General features: G+C 69.7%; 15 protein-coding genes and 1 tRNA gene. All 16 read right to left on the bottom strand.

Features of this window, described 5'->3' with window-relative positions:
- Nucleotides 1-3: 3 nt before the first annotated feature.
- Entirely contained in the window at nucleotides 4-1242 is a 1239-nt protein-coding gene (locus tag BLQ34_RS18425; RefSeq protein ID WP_091788903.1) for an MCE family protein, read from the bottom strand.
- Complete coding sequence (locus tag BLQ34_RS18420; protein WP_091788900.1) at nucleotides 1242-2213, bottom strand: MCE family protein; 972 nt, start codon at nucleotides 2211-2213, stop codon at nucleotides 1242-1244. The genes BLQ34_RS18425 and BLQ34_RS18420 overlap by 1 nt, the downstream gene beginning before the upstream one ends.
- Nucleotides 2210-3256, bottom strand: a complete 1047-nt coding sequence (locus tag BLQ34_RS18415; protein WP_091788897.1) for an MCE family protein — start codon at nucleotides 3254-3256, stop codon at nucleotides 2210-2212. Before BLQ34_RS18415 ends, BLQ34_RS18420 begins: the two co-directional genes overlap by 4 nt.
- Complete coding sequence (locus BLQ34_RS18410) at nucleotides 3253-4566, bottom strand: MCE family protein (protein WP_091788893.1); 1314 nt, start codon at nucleotides 4564-4566, stop codon at nucleotides 3253-3255. Before BLQ34_RS18410 ends, BLQ34_RS18415 begins: the two co-directional genes overlap by 4 nt.
- Before the next feature lie 3 nt (nucleotides 4567-4569).
- Complete coding sequence (locus tag BLQ34_RS18405) at nucleotides 4570-5397, bottom strand: MlaE family ABC transporter permease (protein ID WP_091788890.1); 828 nt, start codon at nucleotides 5395-5397, stop codon at nucleotides 4570-4572.
- Nucleotides 5398-5413: 16 nt separating this feature from the next.
- On the bottom strand, nucleotides 5414-6184 hold the full coding sequence (locus tag BLQ34_RS18400; RefSeq protein WP_091788887.1) for an MlaE family ABC transporter permease: 771 nt from the start codon (nucleotides 6182-6184) through the stop codon (nucleotides 5414-5416).
- The gene (locus BLQ34_RS18395) at nucleotides 6181-7179 is read right to left on the bottom strand and encodes an ABC transporter ATP-binding protein (protein ID WP_091788884.1); all 999 of its coding nucleotides are present in this window, start codon (nucleotides 7177-7179) and stop codon (nucleotides 6181-6183) included. Before BLQ34_RS18395 ends, BLQ34_RS18400 begins: the two co-directional genes overlap by 4 nt.
- 171 nt (nucleotides 7180-7350) lie before the next feature.
- Nucleotides 7351-7740 carry a 50S ribosomal protein L7/L12 gene (gene rplL / locus BLQ34_RS18390; RefSeq protein WP_091788881.1) on the bottom strand — a complete coding sequence of 130 codons (390 nt, stop codon included), beginning with the start codon at nucleotides 7738-7740 and terminating at the stop codon, nucleotides 7351-7353.
- A gap of 84 nt (nucleotides 7741-7824) precedes the next feature.
- Nucleotides 7825-8484: a 50S ribosomal protein L10 gene (gene rplJ, locus BLQ34_RS18385; protein ID WP_091788878.1), complete on the bottom strand. Its 660-nt coding sequence runs from the start codon at nucleotides 8482-8484 to the stop codon at nucleotides 7825-7827.
- 287 nt (nucleotides 8485-8771) lie between these two features.
- Nucleotides 8772-9536: a hypothetical protein gene (locus tag BLQ34_RS18380; protein ID WP_091788874.1), complete on the bottom strand. Its 765-nt coding sequence runs from the start codon at nucleotides 9534-9536 to the stop codon at nucleotides 8772-8774.
- A gap of 133 nt (nucleotides 9537-9669) precedes the next feature.
- A complete protein-coding gene (gene rplA / locus BLQ34_RS18375; RefSeq protein WP_091788871.1) occupies nucleotides 9670-10389 on the bottom strand; it encodes a 50S ribosomal protein L1 in 720 nt (239 codons plus the stop codon).
- Between the two features lie 188 nt (nucleotides 10390-10577).
- Nucleotides 10578-11009: a 50S ribosomal protein L11 gene (rplK, locus tag BLQ34_RS18370; RefSeq protein WP_091788868.1), complete on the bottom strand. Its 432-nt coding sequence runs from the start codon at nucleotides 11007-11009 to the stop codon at nucleotides 10578-10580.
- Nucleotides 11010-11098: 89 nt separating this feature from the next.
- The gene (gene nusG / locus BLQ34_RS18365; protein WP_091788865.1) at nucleotides 11099-12067 is read right to left on the bottom strand and encodes a transcription termination/antitermination protein NusG; all 969 of its coding nucleotides are present in this window, start codon (nucleotides 12065-12067) and stop codon (nucleotides 11099-11101) included.
- Nucleotides 12068-12132: 65 nt separating this feature from the next.
- Nucleotides 12133-12402: a preprotein translocase subunit SecE gene (gene secE / locus BLQ34_RS18360; protein WP_091788862.1), complete on the bottom strand. Its 270-nt coding sequence runs from the start codon at nucleotides 12400-12402 to the stop codon at nucleotides 12133-12135.
- A 59-nt stretch (nucleotides 12403-12461) separates the two neighbouring features.
- Nucleotides 12462-12534: transfer RNA gene (locus BLQ34_RS18355), tRNA-Trp, on the bottom strand.
- Nucleotides 12535-12698: 164 nt separating this feature from the next.
- Nucleotides 12699-15266 (bottom strand): AAA family ATPase, encoded by a 2568-nt coding sequence (locus BLQ34_RS18350; protein ID WP_091788860.1) that lies wholly within the window; start codon nucleotides 15264-15266, stop codon nucleotides 12699-12701.
- Between the last annotated feature and the right edge of the window lie 10 nt (nucleotides 15267-15276).

The raw sequence follows: 15276 nt of genomic DNA, 5'->3' as shown, positions 1-15276 counted from the left end.
TCCTCATCGGGTGCCTCCCAGGAGGCCACCCAGGGTCGGGTCGGCGCCACGCATCCGGACCGTGCTGCCGGTCGCCGACGGGCCGGACGTCGCGCCGCCGCTCTGGGACTGCGGCAGCGCCGACAGCAGGTCGAGGGGCAGCTTCACGCCCAGCCCGTCGAGCGTGTCGAGCAGGTCCTCGACCGGCTTGAGCACGCCGTTGACGGTCTTGCACAGCGAGGCCGACTGACCGCCCTCGGTGATCAGGCTGCACAGCAGGTTCTGGAGCTTGAGGTTCTCGTTGACGTTGGCGCGGGTGTCGAGGGTGCCGGTCTGGGGGTTGTAGGCGTTCTGCAGGTTGCTCACGGCCACGGGGGCGTTGGTCAGCGTCTCCGCCAGGGCGTCGCGCTGCTTCGCGATCGTGCCGGTCACGTCGGCCAGCTGCTTCAGGTTCGTCGTGAGGCCCGCGCGGTTGTCGTGCACGAAGGAGCTGACCTCGCTGAGCGCGACGGCCAGGTTCTTCAGCGCGGCCGCCAGGTCGTCGCGCTCGCCGTCCAGCTGCACCGACACGTTGGCGAGGTCGGTGTTCAGCCGCCGCACCTGGTCGTCGTTGGTGGCCAGCATGGTCGTGAAGGCCTGCAGGTTCTTCACCGTCCCGAACAGGTCGTTGCGACCGCCCGACAGCGTCTCCAGTGCCTTGGACAGGTCGCGGTTGGTGTCGTGCAGCTTCTGGCCCTGCCCGTCGAGGTTCTTGGCGCCGGTGTCGAGCACGTCCGCGAAGGCACCGTCCTTGTTGGCGCCGTTGGGGCCGAGGGCGACCAGCAGGTCGTCGAGGCTCGAGGAGATCCGGTCCAGCTCCACCGGGACCGCGGTGCGGTCCAGCCCGATCTGCGCGTCGTCCTTCATGACCGGACCCGAGGTGTAGGCCGGCAGCAGCTGCACGTAGCGGTCGCTCACCAGCGAGGGGGCCACCACGGCCGCCTTCGCGTCCGCGGGCACCTTGTACTTGCGGTCGAACTGGAACTTCACCTCGACCTTGTCGCCCTTGGGGGTGACCTCGGTGACCTTGCCGACGGCGACGCCGAGGATGCGGACGTCCGAACCCGGGAAGAGGCCGACCGCGCGGGTGAACTCCCCGGTCACGTGGAGGTCGTCCTGGCGCGGCCAGAAGGCGTACGCGCCGGCGGCCAGCGCGACCACGACGAGGGCGGCGACGAGCCTCGGGATGAGGCCGACGCGGGGCACGGTGGGCAGGCGCATCATCAGTTGCCTCCCGCGGAGACGGGGGTGGTGAGGTTCGCGATGTAGGTGTCGAACCAGCGGCCGTTGCCCAGCACGTTGGCGAACAGCCGGGTGAAGGGACCCATCGCCTGGATCGTGTCGCCGAGGTCCTTCTCGTGCTTCTGCAGCACGGCAAGCACCTTGGTCAGCTGGTCGAGCGCGGGCTTGAGCTCGGTGCGGTTGTCGCGCACCAGACCGGTGATCTGCTGGGCCATCGCCGAGGTGTTGGTGAAGAGCGTGTGGATGGCGTCGCGCCGGGCGTTCAGCTCCACCATCAGCAGGTCGGCGTTCTTGATGATCGACTCCACTGCCTTGTTGCGCTGGGCCACGGTGCCGCTGACGGAGTTCGCGGAAGCCAGCAGCCGACGGAGCTCGTCGTCGCGGGAGGCGATCGTGTTCGAGAGCCGGCTCAGCCCGTCGAGGGCAGCCTTCACGTCGGGCGGGCTGTCCTTGAACTCGGTGGCCAGGGTGGTCAGCGACTTCGCCAGCTGGTCGGTGTCGATCCGCTCCGAGGTGGTCGCGAGGTCGGTGAAGGCGTTCACGATGTCGTAGGACGAGACGGTCCGGTCCAGCGGGATCTCGCTGTCCTCCTTGAGCTGGCCACCGCCACCCGGCTCGAGGGCGAGGTACTTCGCCCCGAGCAGGGTCTTCATCCGCACGCTCGCACCGGTGCGGGTGCCGAACGCCACCGGCTCGGTGACCTTGAAGCCGACGACGACGTGGTCGCCCGCGAGGTCGACCTTCTCGACCTTGCCGACCTTCACCCCCGCGATGCGGACGTCGTCACCCTCGATCAGGCCACCGGCCTCGCTGAAGGCCGCGCTGTAGTGGTCACCGCCCCCGAGGAACGGGATGGTCTGGATGTTGAACGCGAGGAACAGCACCAGGCCGATGGCCAGCAGGCCGGCGGCCCCGATCGGGACGGGGTTGCGCTCGCGGAACGGGATGGTCATGAGCACCTCGCGGCGGACAGGCCGGCCGGCTTGCTCACCGGGATCTTGATGGCCGGAGCGCCCTTGACGGCGGCCGGGACGACGATCGTGCCCTTGAAGTCGCACATGTAGAAGTTGAACCAGGAGCCGTAGGTGGCGGTGCGGGTGATCGTGTTGATCTTGCCCGGCGAGGTCGAGAGGAACTTCTCGAAGGTCGCGGTGTTCGACGGCTTGTTGAGGTTGGTCGACAGGTCGTGCAGGTGGGCGATGTCGGCCTTGATCGACGGGCGGGTCACCTTGAGCAGGTCGGCCGTCTCCGCGGTGAGGCTGTTGATGTTGGTCAGCGAGGCGCCGATGGTCTTGCGGTCGGCGGCGAGCCCGGAGACGAACCGCTGCAGCTGGTCGATCAGCTCCTTGAGGGCGGCGTCGTGCTCGTCCACCGTGCCGAGCACGGTGTTGAGGTTGGCGATGGTGCGGCCGATGACCTCGTCCCGGTCGGCGAGGGTGGAGGTGAGCGACGCGGTCTTGGACAGCAGGGAGTTGATGTTGCCCCCCTCGCCCTGCAGGACGCTGATGATGTTGCTCGACAGCTCGTTGACGTCCTTGGGCGACAACGCGGCGAACAGCGGCTTGAACCCGTTGAAGAGCACCGTGAGGTCGAGCGCCGACTGCGTGTGGTCGAGACCCAGGGTCGCGCCGTCCTTGAGCGGCGCCGCTCCCCCGACCTCCTGGGTCAGGGCGACGTAGCGCTCGCCCACGAGGTTGCGGTACTTGATCGTCGCCTTGGTGCCCTGGGTCAGGACGCTGGTCTTCAGCACGTTGAACTCGACGGTGGCGTGCACGCGGTCGGCCGCCACCGCGATCGACTTCACCTCACCCACACGGACACCGGCGATGCGGACCTCCTGTCCGGCGGCGAGACCGGTGACGTCCTGGAACACGGCGTGGTAGGTGGCCTTGTCGCCGAACTGGGTGTTCGCGATCGTGGCCGCGAGGGTCCCGGTGGCGAGCAACGTGGCCACCACGAAGACGATGAACTTGGCCAGGCTGGAACGGGTGCTCATTGTTGGTTCACCACCGTTCCACGCAGCATCGGACCGGCCAGGAGCGTCGTGATCGCCGACCGCTGCCCGCTCGAGGACAGCAGCGCCGCGACGACGTCCTGCTCACCTTCGGTGCCCGCCAGGCCGGAGTCGGCCCCGACGATGGACTGGCCCGAGGGGCCCGAGAACATCGACGGCAGGGCGCTGCCCGCGCTCGAGCCGGAGTGGTTCGCGCCGTCGTCGAAGTGGTTGCCGGTCCAGGGGTTCTCCTGGGTGCCGTAACGCCCGGGCAGGCCCTGGCAGCTCGGACCGCGACGCTCGCCCCACCGCGGCTCCTCGCCCGGCTTGTAGCCGGACCGCTGCTTGGTGATCTCCACCGTGATGTGGAACTTCTTGTCGCGCCAGGCCTCGTCGATCCGCGGGATCCAGTTGACCATCGCGGTCGCGATGCACGGGTACTGCGGCGAGTACTTCGCCAGCACCTCGACGGTCGGGCGCTGCACGGCTCCGACGCGGATGATGCGGTCGCCGTTGGCGTCCAGGAAGTCGGCGGTGGTGTTGGCGAAGCCCGCGGTGCCGACGAGGAAGCCCGACAGGGCGTCCTTCTTCTCCACGATGGTGGTGGAGGTGGTGACCAGCGCCTTGGCGGCGCGGACGAGGTCTGGCGCCGCCACGGCATACGTGCTCGCGAGGTCGGCCAGACCGCTGATGTCGGCCTTGATCGTCGGAAGCTTGGGGTTGATCTCCTTGAAGTAGCTGTCGACGAGGACGAGGTTCTCGCCCAGCCGCGTGCCGCGCCCCTCAAGGGCGCTGGCGAGCGCGTTGAGGGTGGCGGACAGCTTCTCGGGCTGGACGGTGCGCAGCAGCGGGAGCAGGTCGTCGAAGACCTTCTCCAGCTCGATCGCGACCGTCGTGCGGTCCTGCCCGATCGTGTCGCCCGCCTCGATGTGCTTGGCGGGAGCACCCGCCGGGGTCACCAGGTCGACGAACCGCTCTCCGAACAGGGTCTTCGGCAGCAGTCGCGCGGAGACGTCGGCGGGGATCAGGTCGACCATCTCGGGCTTGAGCGCGAGCTGCAGCCGGGCGCCGTCACCGGTCGTCTCGATGCTGCGCACCTCACCGACGATCAGGCCGCGGAGCTTCACGTCGGACGAGGTCTGCAGCTGCGACCCGATCCGGTCGGTCAGCAGGTTGACCATGACCACGGAGGTGAACCGCTTCTGGAACGAGGCGATCGACAGCCCCACGAGAAGGGCCACGACGAGGATGAAGCCCACGCCGTAGGCCCGGTTGCCCAGGCGCGACATGGTTCCGGTGGAGGACTCAGCCATGGCTCAACCCGCGATCCGCACGGTCGTCGTCGCGCCCCACACCGCGAGCGAGAAGAAGAAGTCGACGATGTTGATCGCGACGATGGAGGTGCGGACCGCCTTCCCCACCGCGACACCGACACCCGCCGGGCCACCGCTGGCGTTGTAGCCGTAGTAGCAGTGGATCAGGATGATGACGACCGCGAAGACCATCACCTTGAGGAACGAGTAGAGGACGTCGATCGGCGGCAGGAACAGGTGGAAGTAGTGGTCGTAGGTGCCGGCCGACTGCCCGAAGTAGTGCACCACGATGAACCTGGTCGCGCCGTAGGACGAGAGCAGCCCGAGGACGTAGAGCGGCACGACCGCCACGAAGCCGGCGATCATGCGCGTCGTCACCAGGAACGGCAGCGACGGCACCCCCATCACCTCCAGCGCGTCGACCTCCTCGGAGATCCGCATCGCGCCGAGCTGGGCGGTGAAGCCACAGCCCACCGTCGCCGCGAGCGCCAGCCCGGCGACCAGCGGCGCGATCTCACGGGTGTTGAGGTAGGCCGAGACGAAGCCGGTGAAGGCGCCGGTGCCGAGCTGGTTGAGGGACGAGTAGCCCTGCAGACCCACCTGGCTGCCGGTGAAGAACGCGAGGAAGGCGATCACGCCGACGGTGCCACCGATGACAGAGAGGGCACCGGAACCGAGGGACACCTCGGCGAGGAGGCGCATCACCTCCTTCTTGTAGCGGCGCAGGGTGCGCGGGCTCCAGGCCAGCGAGCGGACGTAGAACCGCAGCTGCTCGCCGAGGCTGTCGAGGGCCTGGGCCGGTCGACCGGCGAGGTCGAGGACCTTGCTCATGGGGTGTGCACCTCCTTCAGATCTTCTGGGGGACGACTTGGAAGTAGACGGCGCTCGCCACGAAGTTCACGACGAACAGGAACATGAAGGTGATGACGACGCTCTGGTTGACCGCGTCGCCGACGCCCTTGGGGCCGCCACCAGCCGTCAGCCCCTTGTAGGACGCGACCACGGCGGCGATGAAGCCGAAGATGACCGCCTTGATCTCACTGGTCCACAGGTCGGCCAGCTGGGCCAGGGCGGTGAACGACGCGATGTAGGCCCCCGGGGTGCCGCCCTGGATGATCACGTTGAAGAAGTAGCCACCGGCGACACCGACGACCGAGACCAGGCCGTTGAGCAGCAGCGCCACGAGCATCGCCGCGAGCACGCGCGGCACCACGAGGCGCTGGATCGGGCTGATGCCGAGCACCTCCATCGCGTCGATCTCCTCGCGGATCTTGCGCGAGCCGAGGTCGGCACAGATGGCCGAGCCGCCGGCCCCGGCGATGAGCAGCGCGGTGACGATGGGGCTGGCCTCGCGGATCACGGCGAGCACCGACGCCGCACCGGTGAACGACTGCGCGCCGAGCTGGCGGGTCAGCGTGCCGAGCTGGAGCGCGATCACCGCACCGAACGGGATGGACACCAGCGCGGTCGGGACGATCGTGACCGAGGCGATGAACCAGCACTGCTGGATGAACTCCTTGGTCTGGAACGGTCGCTTCGGCAGCGCCCGGATGACGTCCAGGACGAGGGCGAAGAGCGAGCCGCTCTGGCGCAGGGCTCCGATGGCCGGGTTGCTCATGACGGCACCGCCGTCGGTTCGGCCGACTCGGTCGGGCGGACGCCCGGGACACCCGCGTTCTGCGACTGGAACGACCCCGGCGGCGGGGTGACGCCGTTGTCGCGGCACCACTGGCCGGCCGGGCGCTCGCCACGTCGGGGAGTGCCGTCGCTGGTGCCGAGCTGCAGCGGGATCGGCGGCAGGGGCGGCAGCTCCTGCCCGGACTTCGCCTCGGCCGCGAGCTCGTCGGCGTCCTTCTCCTCGGACATCCCGATCGGGCCGATCGTCTGGGCGTTGAGGAACTGGCGCACGACCGGCTCCTCCGAACTCAGCAGCATCTCGCGCGGCCCGAACATCGCGAGGTGCTTGTGGTAGAGCAACCCGATGTTGTCCGGCACCGTGCGCGTCGAGTTGATGTCGTGCGTGACGATGAGGAAGGTCGCGTCGATCTGCGCGTTGAGGTCGATGAAGAGCTGGTTGATGTAGGACGTGCGCACCGGGTCGAGGCCGGAGTCGGGCTCGTCGATGAGCAGGATCTCGGGGTCGAGCACGAGGGCCCGCGCCAGGCCGGCGCGCTTGCGCATGCCACCGGAGATCTCGCCGGGCAGCTTGGACTCGGCCCCGGTGAGGCCGACCAGGTCCATCTTCTCCATGACGATCGAGCGCACCTCGGACTCGCTCTTGCGGGTGTGCTCGCGCAGCGGGAAGGCGACGTTGTCGTAGAGGTTCATCGAGCCGAACAGCGCGCCGTCCTGGAACAGCACCCCGAACAGCTTGCGGATCTCGTAGAGGTCGTTCTCGCGCAGCCGGGTCAGGTCACTGCCCTCGATCCAGATCGAGCCGGCGTCCGGCTTCAGCAGCCCGACCAGCGTCTTGAGGAAGACCGACTTGCCGGTGCCGGAGGGCCCGAGCATGACCGAGATCTCGCCTGCGGGGAGGGTCAGGGTGACGTCGTTCCAGATCACCTGCGACCCGAACCGCTTCGTCAGTCCCTCGACCTTGATCTCAACGCCCACAGCTCACCTCGTCGTGATGTCCACGCCCACCACTGGTGGCAGGCCCCGGTTCGGAAGGCTCAACGAGGTGCGTGCGAGGAAGTTACGGCCGGGTACAGCGGAAGCGGGCCCGACCGTGTGGTCGGACCCGCTTCGCAGCAGTGTGCTGGTGCTCCCCGAGGGGAGCTCAGATCACTTGAGGGTGACGGTGGCCCCGGCGCCCTCGAGGGCCTCCTTGGCCTTGTCGGCCGCAGCCTTGTCGACCTTCTCGAGGACAGGCTTGGGGGCGCCGTCGACGAGGTCCTTGGCCTCCTTCAGGCCGAGGGAGGTCAGCGCGCGGACCTCCTTGATGACCTGGATCTTCTTGTCACCAGCAGCCTCGAGGATGACGTCGAACTCGTCCTGCTCCTCGGCAGCACCAGCGTCGCCGCCGCCAGCGGCGGGGGCGGCACCGGCCACGGCCACGGGGGCGGCAGCGGTGACGTTGAAGGTGTCCTCGAACTGCTTCACGAACTCGGAGAGCTCGATGAGGGTCATTTCCTTGAAAGCCTCAAGGAGCTCGTCGGTGGAGAGCTTCGCCATGATGGGCGTCCTTTCTATTTCTTCGTATGCCGTGAGTGGCGGTTTGGTGTGCGAGCGGGCTCAGCGCGGGTTGCCCCGGCGGAGTCAGCTCTCGTCGCCACCCTCGGCGACGTCTGCGGTTGCCTCGGCCGCGGGGGCCTCGGCGGGGGTCTCCTCGGCAGCTGCCTCGGCCGGAGCCTCGGCGACCTCGGCCTCGGCGGCGGGAGCGGCGGCAGCAGCCACCGGGCCCTCGGCCTCGACCTTGGCGCGCAGCGCGTCGACGACCCGAGCGGTCTGCGACAGCGGTGCGGCGAAGAGGTAGACAGCCTGGCTGAGCGACGCCTGCATGGCACCGGCCAGCTTGGCCAGGAGAACCTCGCGGGACTCGAGGTCCGCGAGCTTCGTGATCTCCGCGGGAGTCAGGGCCTTGCCGTCGAGGACGCCGCCCTTGATCACGAGGAGGGGGTTCGCCTTGGCGAAGTCACGCAGGCCCTTGGCGGCCTCGACCGGGTCACCATCGACGAACGCGATGGCGGACGGGCCGACGAGCTGGCCGTCGAACGCCGTGACGCCGGCGTCCTTCGCAGCGAGCTCGGTGAGCGTGTTCTTCACGACGGCGAAGGTGGCGTTCCCGCGCAGCGAGTTGCGGAGGTCGGTGATCTGCTTCACCGACAGCCCGCGGTACTCGGTCAGCACGGCCGCGCCGGAGGTGCGGAACTTGTCCGACAGCTCGGCGATGGCGGCAGCCTTGTCAGCCTTGGCCATGTGGCCTCCCTTCCGTGTGGTGCGACCGGCCGGAGCTGAGGGCCCCACATGGAAGAAGCCCCGTGCACAGGGCACGGGGCTCGCACGCAGTCCGGGCTCGTGAGCCGTTCCGGCGGGTGAATCGTGGCCTGCGCTGGACGTCCACCACGGTGGAACCTTCGGTCACGTGCTGCCTCTTGCGGTGGCACGCGACAACCGAGCGGTCTTTGGTCAGGGTCCAGAGTACGGGCCGCCGGGCTCCCCACCAAATCGGGTGGGGAGCCCGGTCGACCGGAGCACGGGTCGGCTCAGGAGGTGGGCAGCTCGAAGGCGCCGACCCGGTCGGCGGGCGGGGCCTTGATCGACACCGGCTTGCCCCAGTCGCCGAAGCTGATCGTGAGCTTCTGGCCCTGGACCTCGACCACCATGGAGGTGGGCAGGTCCTTGGCGTCGAGCGTGTAGCGCGCCTTCACCGGCTCGGCCGACGGTGCGGCCGTCGCGGCGGCTCCGCCGAGCAGGGTCTTGGGGTCGATGGTCACGTCGTAGGTGGTCGAGTCGCCGGTGGAGCTGACCACCGTCGCCTTGCTGCCCTCGAGCGCCTTGGCGAGCTGTCGCGGGTCGCCCATGTCGCCGGTCATCCCCGCGAACATCTGGCTGATCGGGTCGTCGGCCTTGGGGTCGATCTTCACCCACGGCTTCTTCGACCCGGGCAGGCCCTTCATGTAGATGATGCCGCCGGTGGAGACGATCTCCATCGTCTGCCCCTCGATCGGCATGGTCATCTGCTGCTCCATGACCCCGCCCTTCATCGAGAACGCGCCGCTCGCCTTGCCCTCGGTGCCGAGGTCCATCGAGATCGTGCCCGACCCCGCCTCGACCATCGCCGCGGTCATCTTCGCGGCCAGGTCGGCCCCGTCGACGGTGGCGCCCGCCTTCGGGCCCGAGGCGGCGGAGCCGGAGGAGCTCGTCGAGCTGGTCGAGCTCTTGGTGCCGCTGTCGTCGCCGGCGTCCCCACAGGCACTCAGACCGAGCGCTGCGACCAGCGCCAGCGCCGGAACCATGGTCTTCTTCACGAGATCTCCCCCATCGACGTACTGCGGATACGTGCTGCCCAACGATCGTAACCGCCGGGTGGTGCCGCACGGCGAGAGCCCGCCACCCCTCGGGGGTGACGGGCTCCGCGTGGTGCAGCCGGTGGGCGCGGACTCAGGCGGTGACCTCGTCCTCGACCAGCAGGTTGCGGGTGCGGGTGTAGTCCAGCGGGATGCCGGGGCCCATCGTCGTCGACATGGTCGCCTTCTCGATGTAGCGGCCCTTCGAGGAGGACGGCTTGAGGCGCAGGACCTCTTCGAGGGCTGCGGCGTAGTTCTCCACGAGCGACTTCTCGTCGAACGACGCCTTGCCGATGATGAAGTGCAGGTTCGCGTGCTTGTCGACGCGGAACTCGATCTTGCCGCCCTTGATGTCGGTCACGGCCTTGGCCGTGTCCATCGTGACGGTGCCGGTCTTCGGGTTGGGCATGAGGCCACGCGGGCCGAGCACCTTGCCGAGTCGGCCGACCTTGCCCATCATGTCGGGGGTCGCGACGACGGCGTCGAAGTCGAGCCAGCCGCCGGCCACCTTCTCCAGCAGCTCGTCCGAGCCGACGTGGTCCGCACCGGCCTCGCGGGCGGCCTCGGCCTTGTCGCCGTTGGCGAACACGAGGACGCGGGCGGTCTTGCCGGTGCCGTGCGGGAGGTTGACGGTGCCGCGGACCATCTGGTCGGCCTTGCGCGGGTCGACGCCGAGTCGCATCGCGACCTCGACCGTCTCGTCGTACTTGGCCTTGGCGGCACCCTTGGCGAGGCGGACGGCCTCGAGCGGGGCGTAGCTCTTGCCCGCGTCGATCTTCTCCGCGGCCTCGCGGTAAGCCTTGCTGCGCTTCATTTCTGCTCCTGTGCTGAGTGTTTCGGTGGAGGTGTGGTCAATCGGACCAGCGCGGTCCTGCCACGTGCCCCGGTATGCCGCGTGGGCGGCATACCGGGCGGCTCTCGTCAGAGAGGTACTTGATTGTCGCTCTTCCTCGGGGCTGCGGGCCTTCCTCGCTGACGCTCGGTCGGCTCCTGGCCCTGTCGTCAGAGCGACGTGTCAATGCCCATCGAGCGGGCGGTGCCGGCGATGATCTTCATCGCCTGGTTGATGTCGTTGGCGTTCAGGTCTTCCATCTTCTGCTCGGCGATGGCGCGGACCTGGTCGGCCGACAGCTTGGCGACCTTGGTCTTGTGCGGCTCACCGGAGCCCTTGGGCACACCGGCGGCCTTCTTGATCAGCTCGGCGGCCGGCGGCGTCTTGGTGATGAACGTGAAGGAGCGGTCTTCGTAGACCGTGATCTCCACCGGGATGACGTTGCCGCGCTGGGACTCCGTCGCAGCGTTGTACGCCTTGACGAACTCCATGATGTTGACGCCGTGCTGACCGAGGGCGGGGCCCACGGGGGGCGCGGGCGTGGCCGCACCGGCCTGGATCTGCAGCTTGATGAAGCCGGAGACCTTCTTCTTCGGAGGCATTGCTGTTCCTTCTGGGTGGTGGGCCTACGCCGTGGGCGATGACCCGGTTGCATGCTCCCGGGGTGCCGGGAACAGGTGCTGCCGTGCGATCAGATCTTGGCGACCTGGTTGAACGACAGCTCGACCGGGGTCTCCCGGCCGAAGATGGAGACGAGCACCTTGAGCTTCTGGGTGTCGGGGTTGATCTCGGAGATCGTCGCGGGAAGGGTCTCGAACGGGCCCTCCATGACGGTGACGGACTCGCCGACCTCGAAGTCGACGACCGCGACCTCCTTGGGCTTGCCCGAGGTGCCACCCTGGGCCGCACCGGCCGCGGCCGGGCTCCCGAGGTCGGCCGGGGCCAGCATGGTGAAGACCTCGTCGAGGCTCAGCGGCACCGGCTGGTGGGCGTTGCCGACGAAGCCGGTGACCCCCGGCGTGTGCCGCACGGCGCCCCACGACTCGTCGGTGAGGTCCATGCGGACCAGCACGTAACCGGGCATCCGGACCCGACGGACCAGCTTCTTCTGGCCGTTCTTGATCTCGGTGACCTCTTCCATCGGCACCTCGGCCTCGAAGATGTAGTCCTCCATGTTGAGGGAGGTCGTCCGGTTCTCGAGGTTGGCCTTCACGCGGTTCTCATAGCCCGCGTAGGAGTGCACGACGTACCAGTCACCGAACTTGGCGGCCAGGGCGTCCTTGAACTCCTGCACCGGGTCACCCGCGGGCGCGTCGACGTCGGCGTCGGCCGTCTCGTCGGCGGCCGCGGAGGCCTCGGCGGAGTCGTCGGTGCCGGCTTCGGCCTCGTCGTCGGAGAAGGTCAGGGTCGACACGGACGGCTGGTGCACCTGGCCGTCGACGTCGGTCTCGTCGCGCTCGACCTCCACCTCGTCGGTGTCGGTCTCGTCGGTGTCGGTCTCGTCCGCGACGGTGGCCTCGGTGTCGGTCTCGTCCACGACGCTGTCCTCGACAGAGGTCTCCTGCGCCGGGGTCTCACTGGTCTCGAGCTCGGCGGCAGCACCGTCGACCGACACCTCGTCGGTGCCGGGCTCGGCGTTCTCGGTCCACTGGTCGGACACGCTGATGACCTACTTCCTTCTGGTGTTCGCCGGGTGACCCCGGGATGACTGCGGGAGGGCGGCGGTCAGCCGCCGAAGACCCACAGGACGAGCTTGGTGAACCCGTAGTCGACCGCCGAGACCAGCGCCATCACGAAGGTCACGAAGACGATCACGACGATCGTGTAGTTGATCAGCTCCGAGCGCGTCGGCCGCACGACCTTGCGCAGCTCGTCGAGGATCTGGCTGACGAACAGGGACAGCGAGCGGAAGAACCGCGAGATGGGGTTGCCGCCCTTGTCGCTCTTGCGACCGGTGCGACCAGAGCCGCGGGTGCCCGCGCTCACGTCCGTCACGATGCCTCTGCTTTCATCCACCTTCGCCGCGACCGGGTCCGGTCACAGGTCCTGCTACGCAGGGCAGGAGGGACTCGAACCCCCAACCGCCGGTTTTGGAGACCGGAGCTCTACCAATTGAGCCACTGCCCTACGGAACTCACCGCGGGGGCGGAGGGTTCCGGGAGGTTGGTCCGACCTGTGCGTGGGCATGCCGGAAGCATGGCCAGAGTCAACCGAGCAAGAAGCATACGTGAGGCGACCGGCCGAACGCGAACTCGCCGGGCGCTCGTTCGCCGCACCACAGGGCATACCGGTCACACGAGCCCCAGCTCGGTGGCCCGCCGCACCACCTCGCGGCGGGTGCCGAGCCCGAGCTTGGTCAGCACGGCCGAGACGTGGTGGTCGGCGGTGCGGGGGGAGATGAACAGCTTCTGGGCCAGCTCGGCGTTGGTCAGGCCCAGGGCCACCAGGCGAGCCACGTCGAGCTGGCGGGAGGTCAGGCCCGACGGGTTGGCCACGGTGGTGGCACGGCGCCGGGCCGGCACGCGGCTCACCCCTCGCTGGCGCAAGGCGCCCCTGGCCCGCTCCGCGGCCGCCCACGCTCCCATCGTCTCGAGGTCGGACACGGCGGCGACGGCCACCTGCTCGTCGGAGGATCCGATGCGGGCGAGGGCCGCTTCGTAGGGCGCCCCCAGCTCGGTCCACCGGGCGGCCGCCTCGTCGAACCGGCCGGCCAGCTCCAGCGCGCTGGGCTCGGCGACGGTGCCGGCCGCGAGCGCGGCCGGTGCGTGCTCGCCGCCGAGCCGCTGCAGCCACACGGCGAGGCGCCCGGTGGACCACTGCACGCCCGGCAGCCCGCCCACCTCGTCGAGCAGCCGTCCGGCGTCGGCGAGCCGGGGGTCGTCGACGTCGAGCAGCCAGGCCCGCTCCGCGAGCGCGGCCATCACGGCCAGGCGGGCGAGCGGCTCGTCCATCAGGTCGGCCAGCGCAACGGCGTGCGCGAGGTGCTCGCTGCCGTCGTCGCCCTCCGGCTCGCCGCGACGCACGGTGACGAGTGCAGCGACCAGGTGCGGCCAGAGGCTCGCGATCGGCGCCCCACCGTCGAGCACGGTCCGCGCATCCTCGAGCCCGGCCTCCCAGTGGCCGCGCTCGAACTGCAGGCGGGACCGCACCCCGGTCTGCCACTGCTCGCAGATCGGGATGTCGCGGTCGACCGTGAAGGGCAGCGAATGCGACAGCAGGCTCTCGGCGTCGCGGAACCGCCGCTGCTCGACGTCGATGGCGGCGAGCTGCGACCACCCGGTCGAAGCCGTCTCGTCGAACAGCCGGGCGGCGGCGTCGTGGACGAGCGTGAGCAGCCGCTCCCGCGCGGCCGGGTCGTCCCCCATCAAGACGTCTCCGGCGGTCCCGAGGATCTCCGAGCGCACGAGCAGCTCGTCGTCCGCCCGCTCGACGGCCAGGGTGCGGGTCTCGACGCGGCCGAGCGCGGTCGCCTCGGCGTCGTTGCGCCGGAACGCCAGCAGCATCTCGAGCGACCGGGCGGCGCCGTAGGCCGGGGCGTCACGGTGGTCGAGCGCCAGCCCGATGTGCCGCTCGGCCGCGGCCCTGCGGGCGGAGTAGTACTCGACCAGGGCACGACGGCTGTGCGCCGCCGCGACGCCGTCGTCGTCCCGGGCCTCCGCCCAGAGCCGCGCCGCCTCGGTGATCGAGTCGACGGCATCGGGCAGCCGGCTCACCATGTACTGCTGGAAGCTCAGCCGCTCCAGCAGGGCGGCCCGCTCCCCCGGGTCACCTCCGGGATGGGCGAGGGCGAGCTCCAGGAACGCGGCGGCCTCCCGGTGCGACCCCGCCTGCCCCGCCTCGGCGGCGGCCCGGTCAGCGAACCTCCGGGTGCGTTCGTGGTCGCCTGCGGCGTGCGCGTGGTGGGCGAGCACGGCCGGGTCCGCGGCGAGCTCCTCCAGCGCGTCGAGCATCCGCGTGTGCAGGGAAGCAGCCACACCGGCCGGAATCGAGTCCTCGACGGCTCGCCGGGCCAGCTCGTGCCGGAAGCCCACGCCGCGGCGCGACCGGACGAGCAGCCCGGTGGCCTCCAGCCGGCGGAGCTGGGGCACGTCGATCTCGAGGGCCGGCAGCAGCCGGTCGTCGAGGGAGTCGGGGGCGGTGGCGATGACCTGCAGCGCCTCCAGGTCTGCGGCGTCGACCGCACTGGTGCTGGCGAGCACCGCGTCGCGGACCGACGCAGGCAGGGCCTCGGTCGGGTGCCGGGCGATCTCGGTCACGAAGAACGGGTTCCCGGCAGTGAGCGCGAGCACCGAGGGGGCGTCGATCCCCGTGCCGTCCAGGACGGTCCGGATGGCGCCGATGGACAGGCCCTGGAGCACGATGGTGCGGCCCGCCTCGAGCCGGGCGAGGTCACCGAGCAGCGGCCGCAGGGCATGGTCCGGGCCGATCTCGCCATCGCGGTAGGTGAGCAGGACGACCAACGGCAACGTCTCGACCCGGCGCGCCAGGAAGCGCAGCACCTCCACGGACGCCTCGTCGACCCACTGCGCGTCCTCGATGACGAAGGTGGTCGGTTCGGTCCCGACCGCCTCGATCAGCCGCTCGGCCACGGGCACCGGGGAGCCGGCGTCGGCCCCGACAGGCGCCCCGAGGTCGGCGAGCAGGTCGCGCACCGGCCCGAGCGGTCGTGGTGTCTCCAGCGGGTCGCAGAGCCCACGCGCGACCCGGGTCCACTGCTGCCCCGTGGTGGCGACCCTGACCAGCGCGGACTTGCCTGCCCCGGCCTCCCCGGCCACGGCGACGACGCACCCCTGGTCGTGGCTGCGCTGGAGCGCCGTGCGGAGCTGCTCCAGCTGCGGTTCCCGTTCCACGAGCTCCACCCCGACAGGG

This window comes from Pedococcus dokdonensis (assembly GCF_900104525.1).
Taxonomy (GTDB): Bacteria; Actinomycetota; Actinomycetes; order Actinomycetales; family Dermatophilaceae; genus Pedococcus; species Pedococcus dokdonensis.
Note: the sequence above shows the minus strand (reverse complement) of the source record. Positions and strands in the feature narration are given on the sequence as shown.

Excerpts from the sequence above, each read along its gene's own strand:
- rplA (WP_091788871.1), bottom strand. The coding sequence starts at position 10,389 with ATGAAGCGCAGCAAGGCTTACCGCGAGGCCGCGGAGAAGATCGACGCG.
- BLQ34_RS18420 (WP_091788900.1), bottom strand. The coding sequence starts at position 2,213 with ATGACCATCCCGTTCCGCGAGCGCAACCCCGTCCCGATCGGGGCCGCC.
- BLQ34_RS18405 (WP_091788890.1), bottom strand. The coding sequence starts at position 5,397 with ATGAGCAAGGTCCTCGACCTCGCCGGTCGACCGGCCCAGGCCCTCGAC.
- BLQ34_RS18400 (WP_091788887.1), bottom strand. The coding sequence starts at position 6,184 with ATGAGCAACCCGGCCATCGGAGCCCTGCGCCAGAGCGGCTCGCTCTTC.
- BLQ34_RS18415 (WP_091788897.1), bottom strand. The coding sequence starts at position 3,256 with ATGAGCACCCGTTCCAGCCTGGCCAAGTTCATCGTCTTCGTGGTGGCC.
- rplL (WP_091788881.1), bottom strand. The coding sequence starts at position 7,740 with ATGGCGAAGCTCTCCACCGACGAGCTCCTTGAGGCTTTCAAGGAAATG.
- BLQ34_RS18410 (WP_091788893.1), bottom strand. The coding sequence starts at position 4,566 with ATGGCTGAGTCCTCCACCGGAACCATGTCGCGCCTGGGCAACCGGGCC.
- BLQ34_RS18425 (WP_091788903.1), bottom strand. The coding sequence starts at position 1,242 with ATGATGCGCCTGCCCACCGTGCCCCGCGTCGGCCTCATCCCGAGGCTC.
- rplK (WP_091788868.1), bottom strand. The coding sequence starts at position 11,009 with ATGCCTCCGAAGAAGAAGGTCTCCGGCTTCATCAAGCTGCAGATCCAG.
- rplJ (WP_091788878.1), bottom strand. The coding sequence starts at position 8,484 with ATGGCCAAGGCTGACAAGGCTGCCGCCATCGCCGAGCTGTCGGACAAG.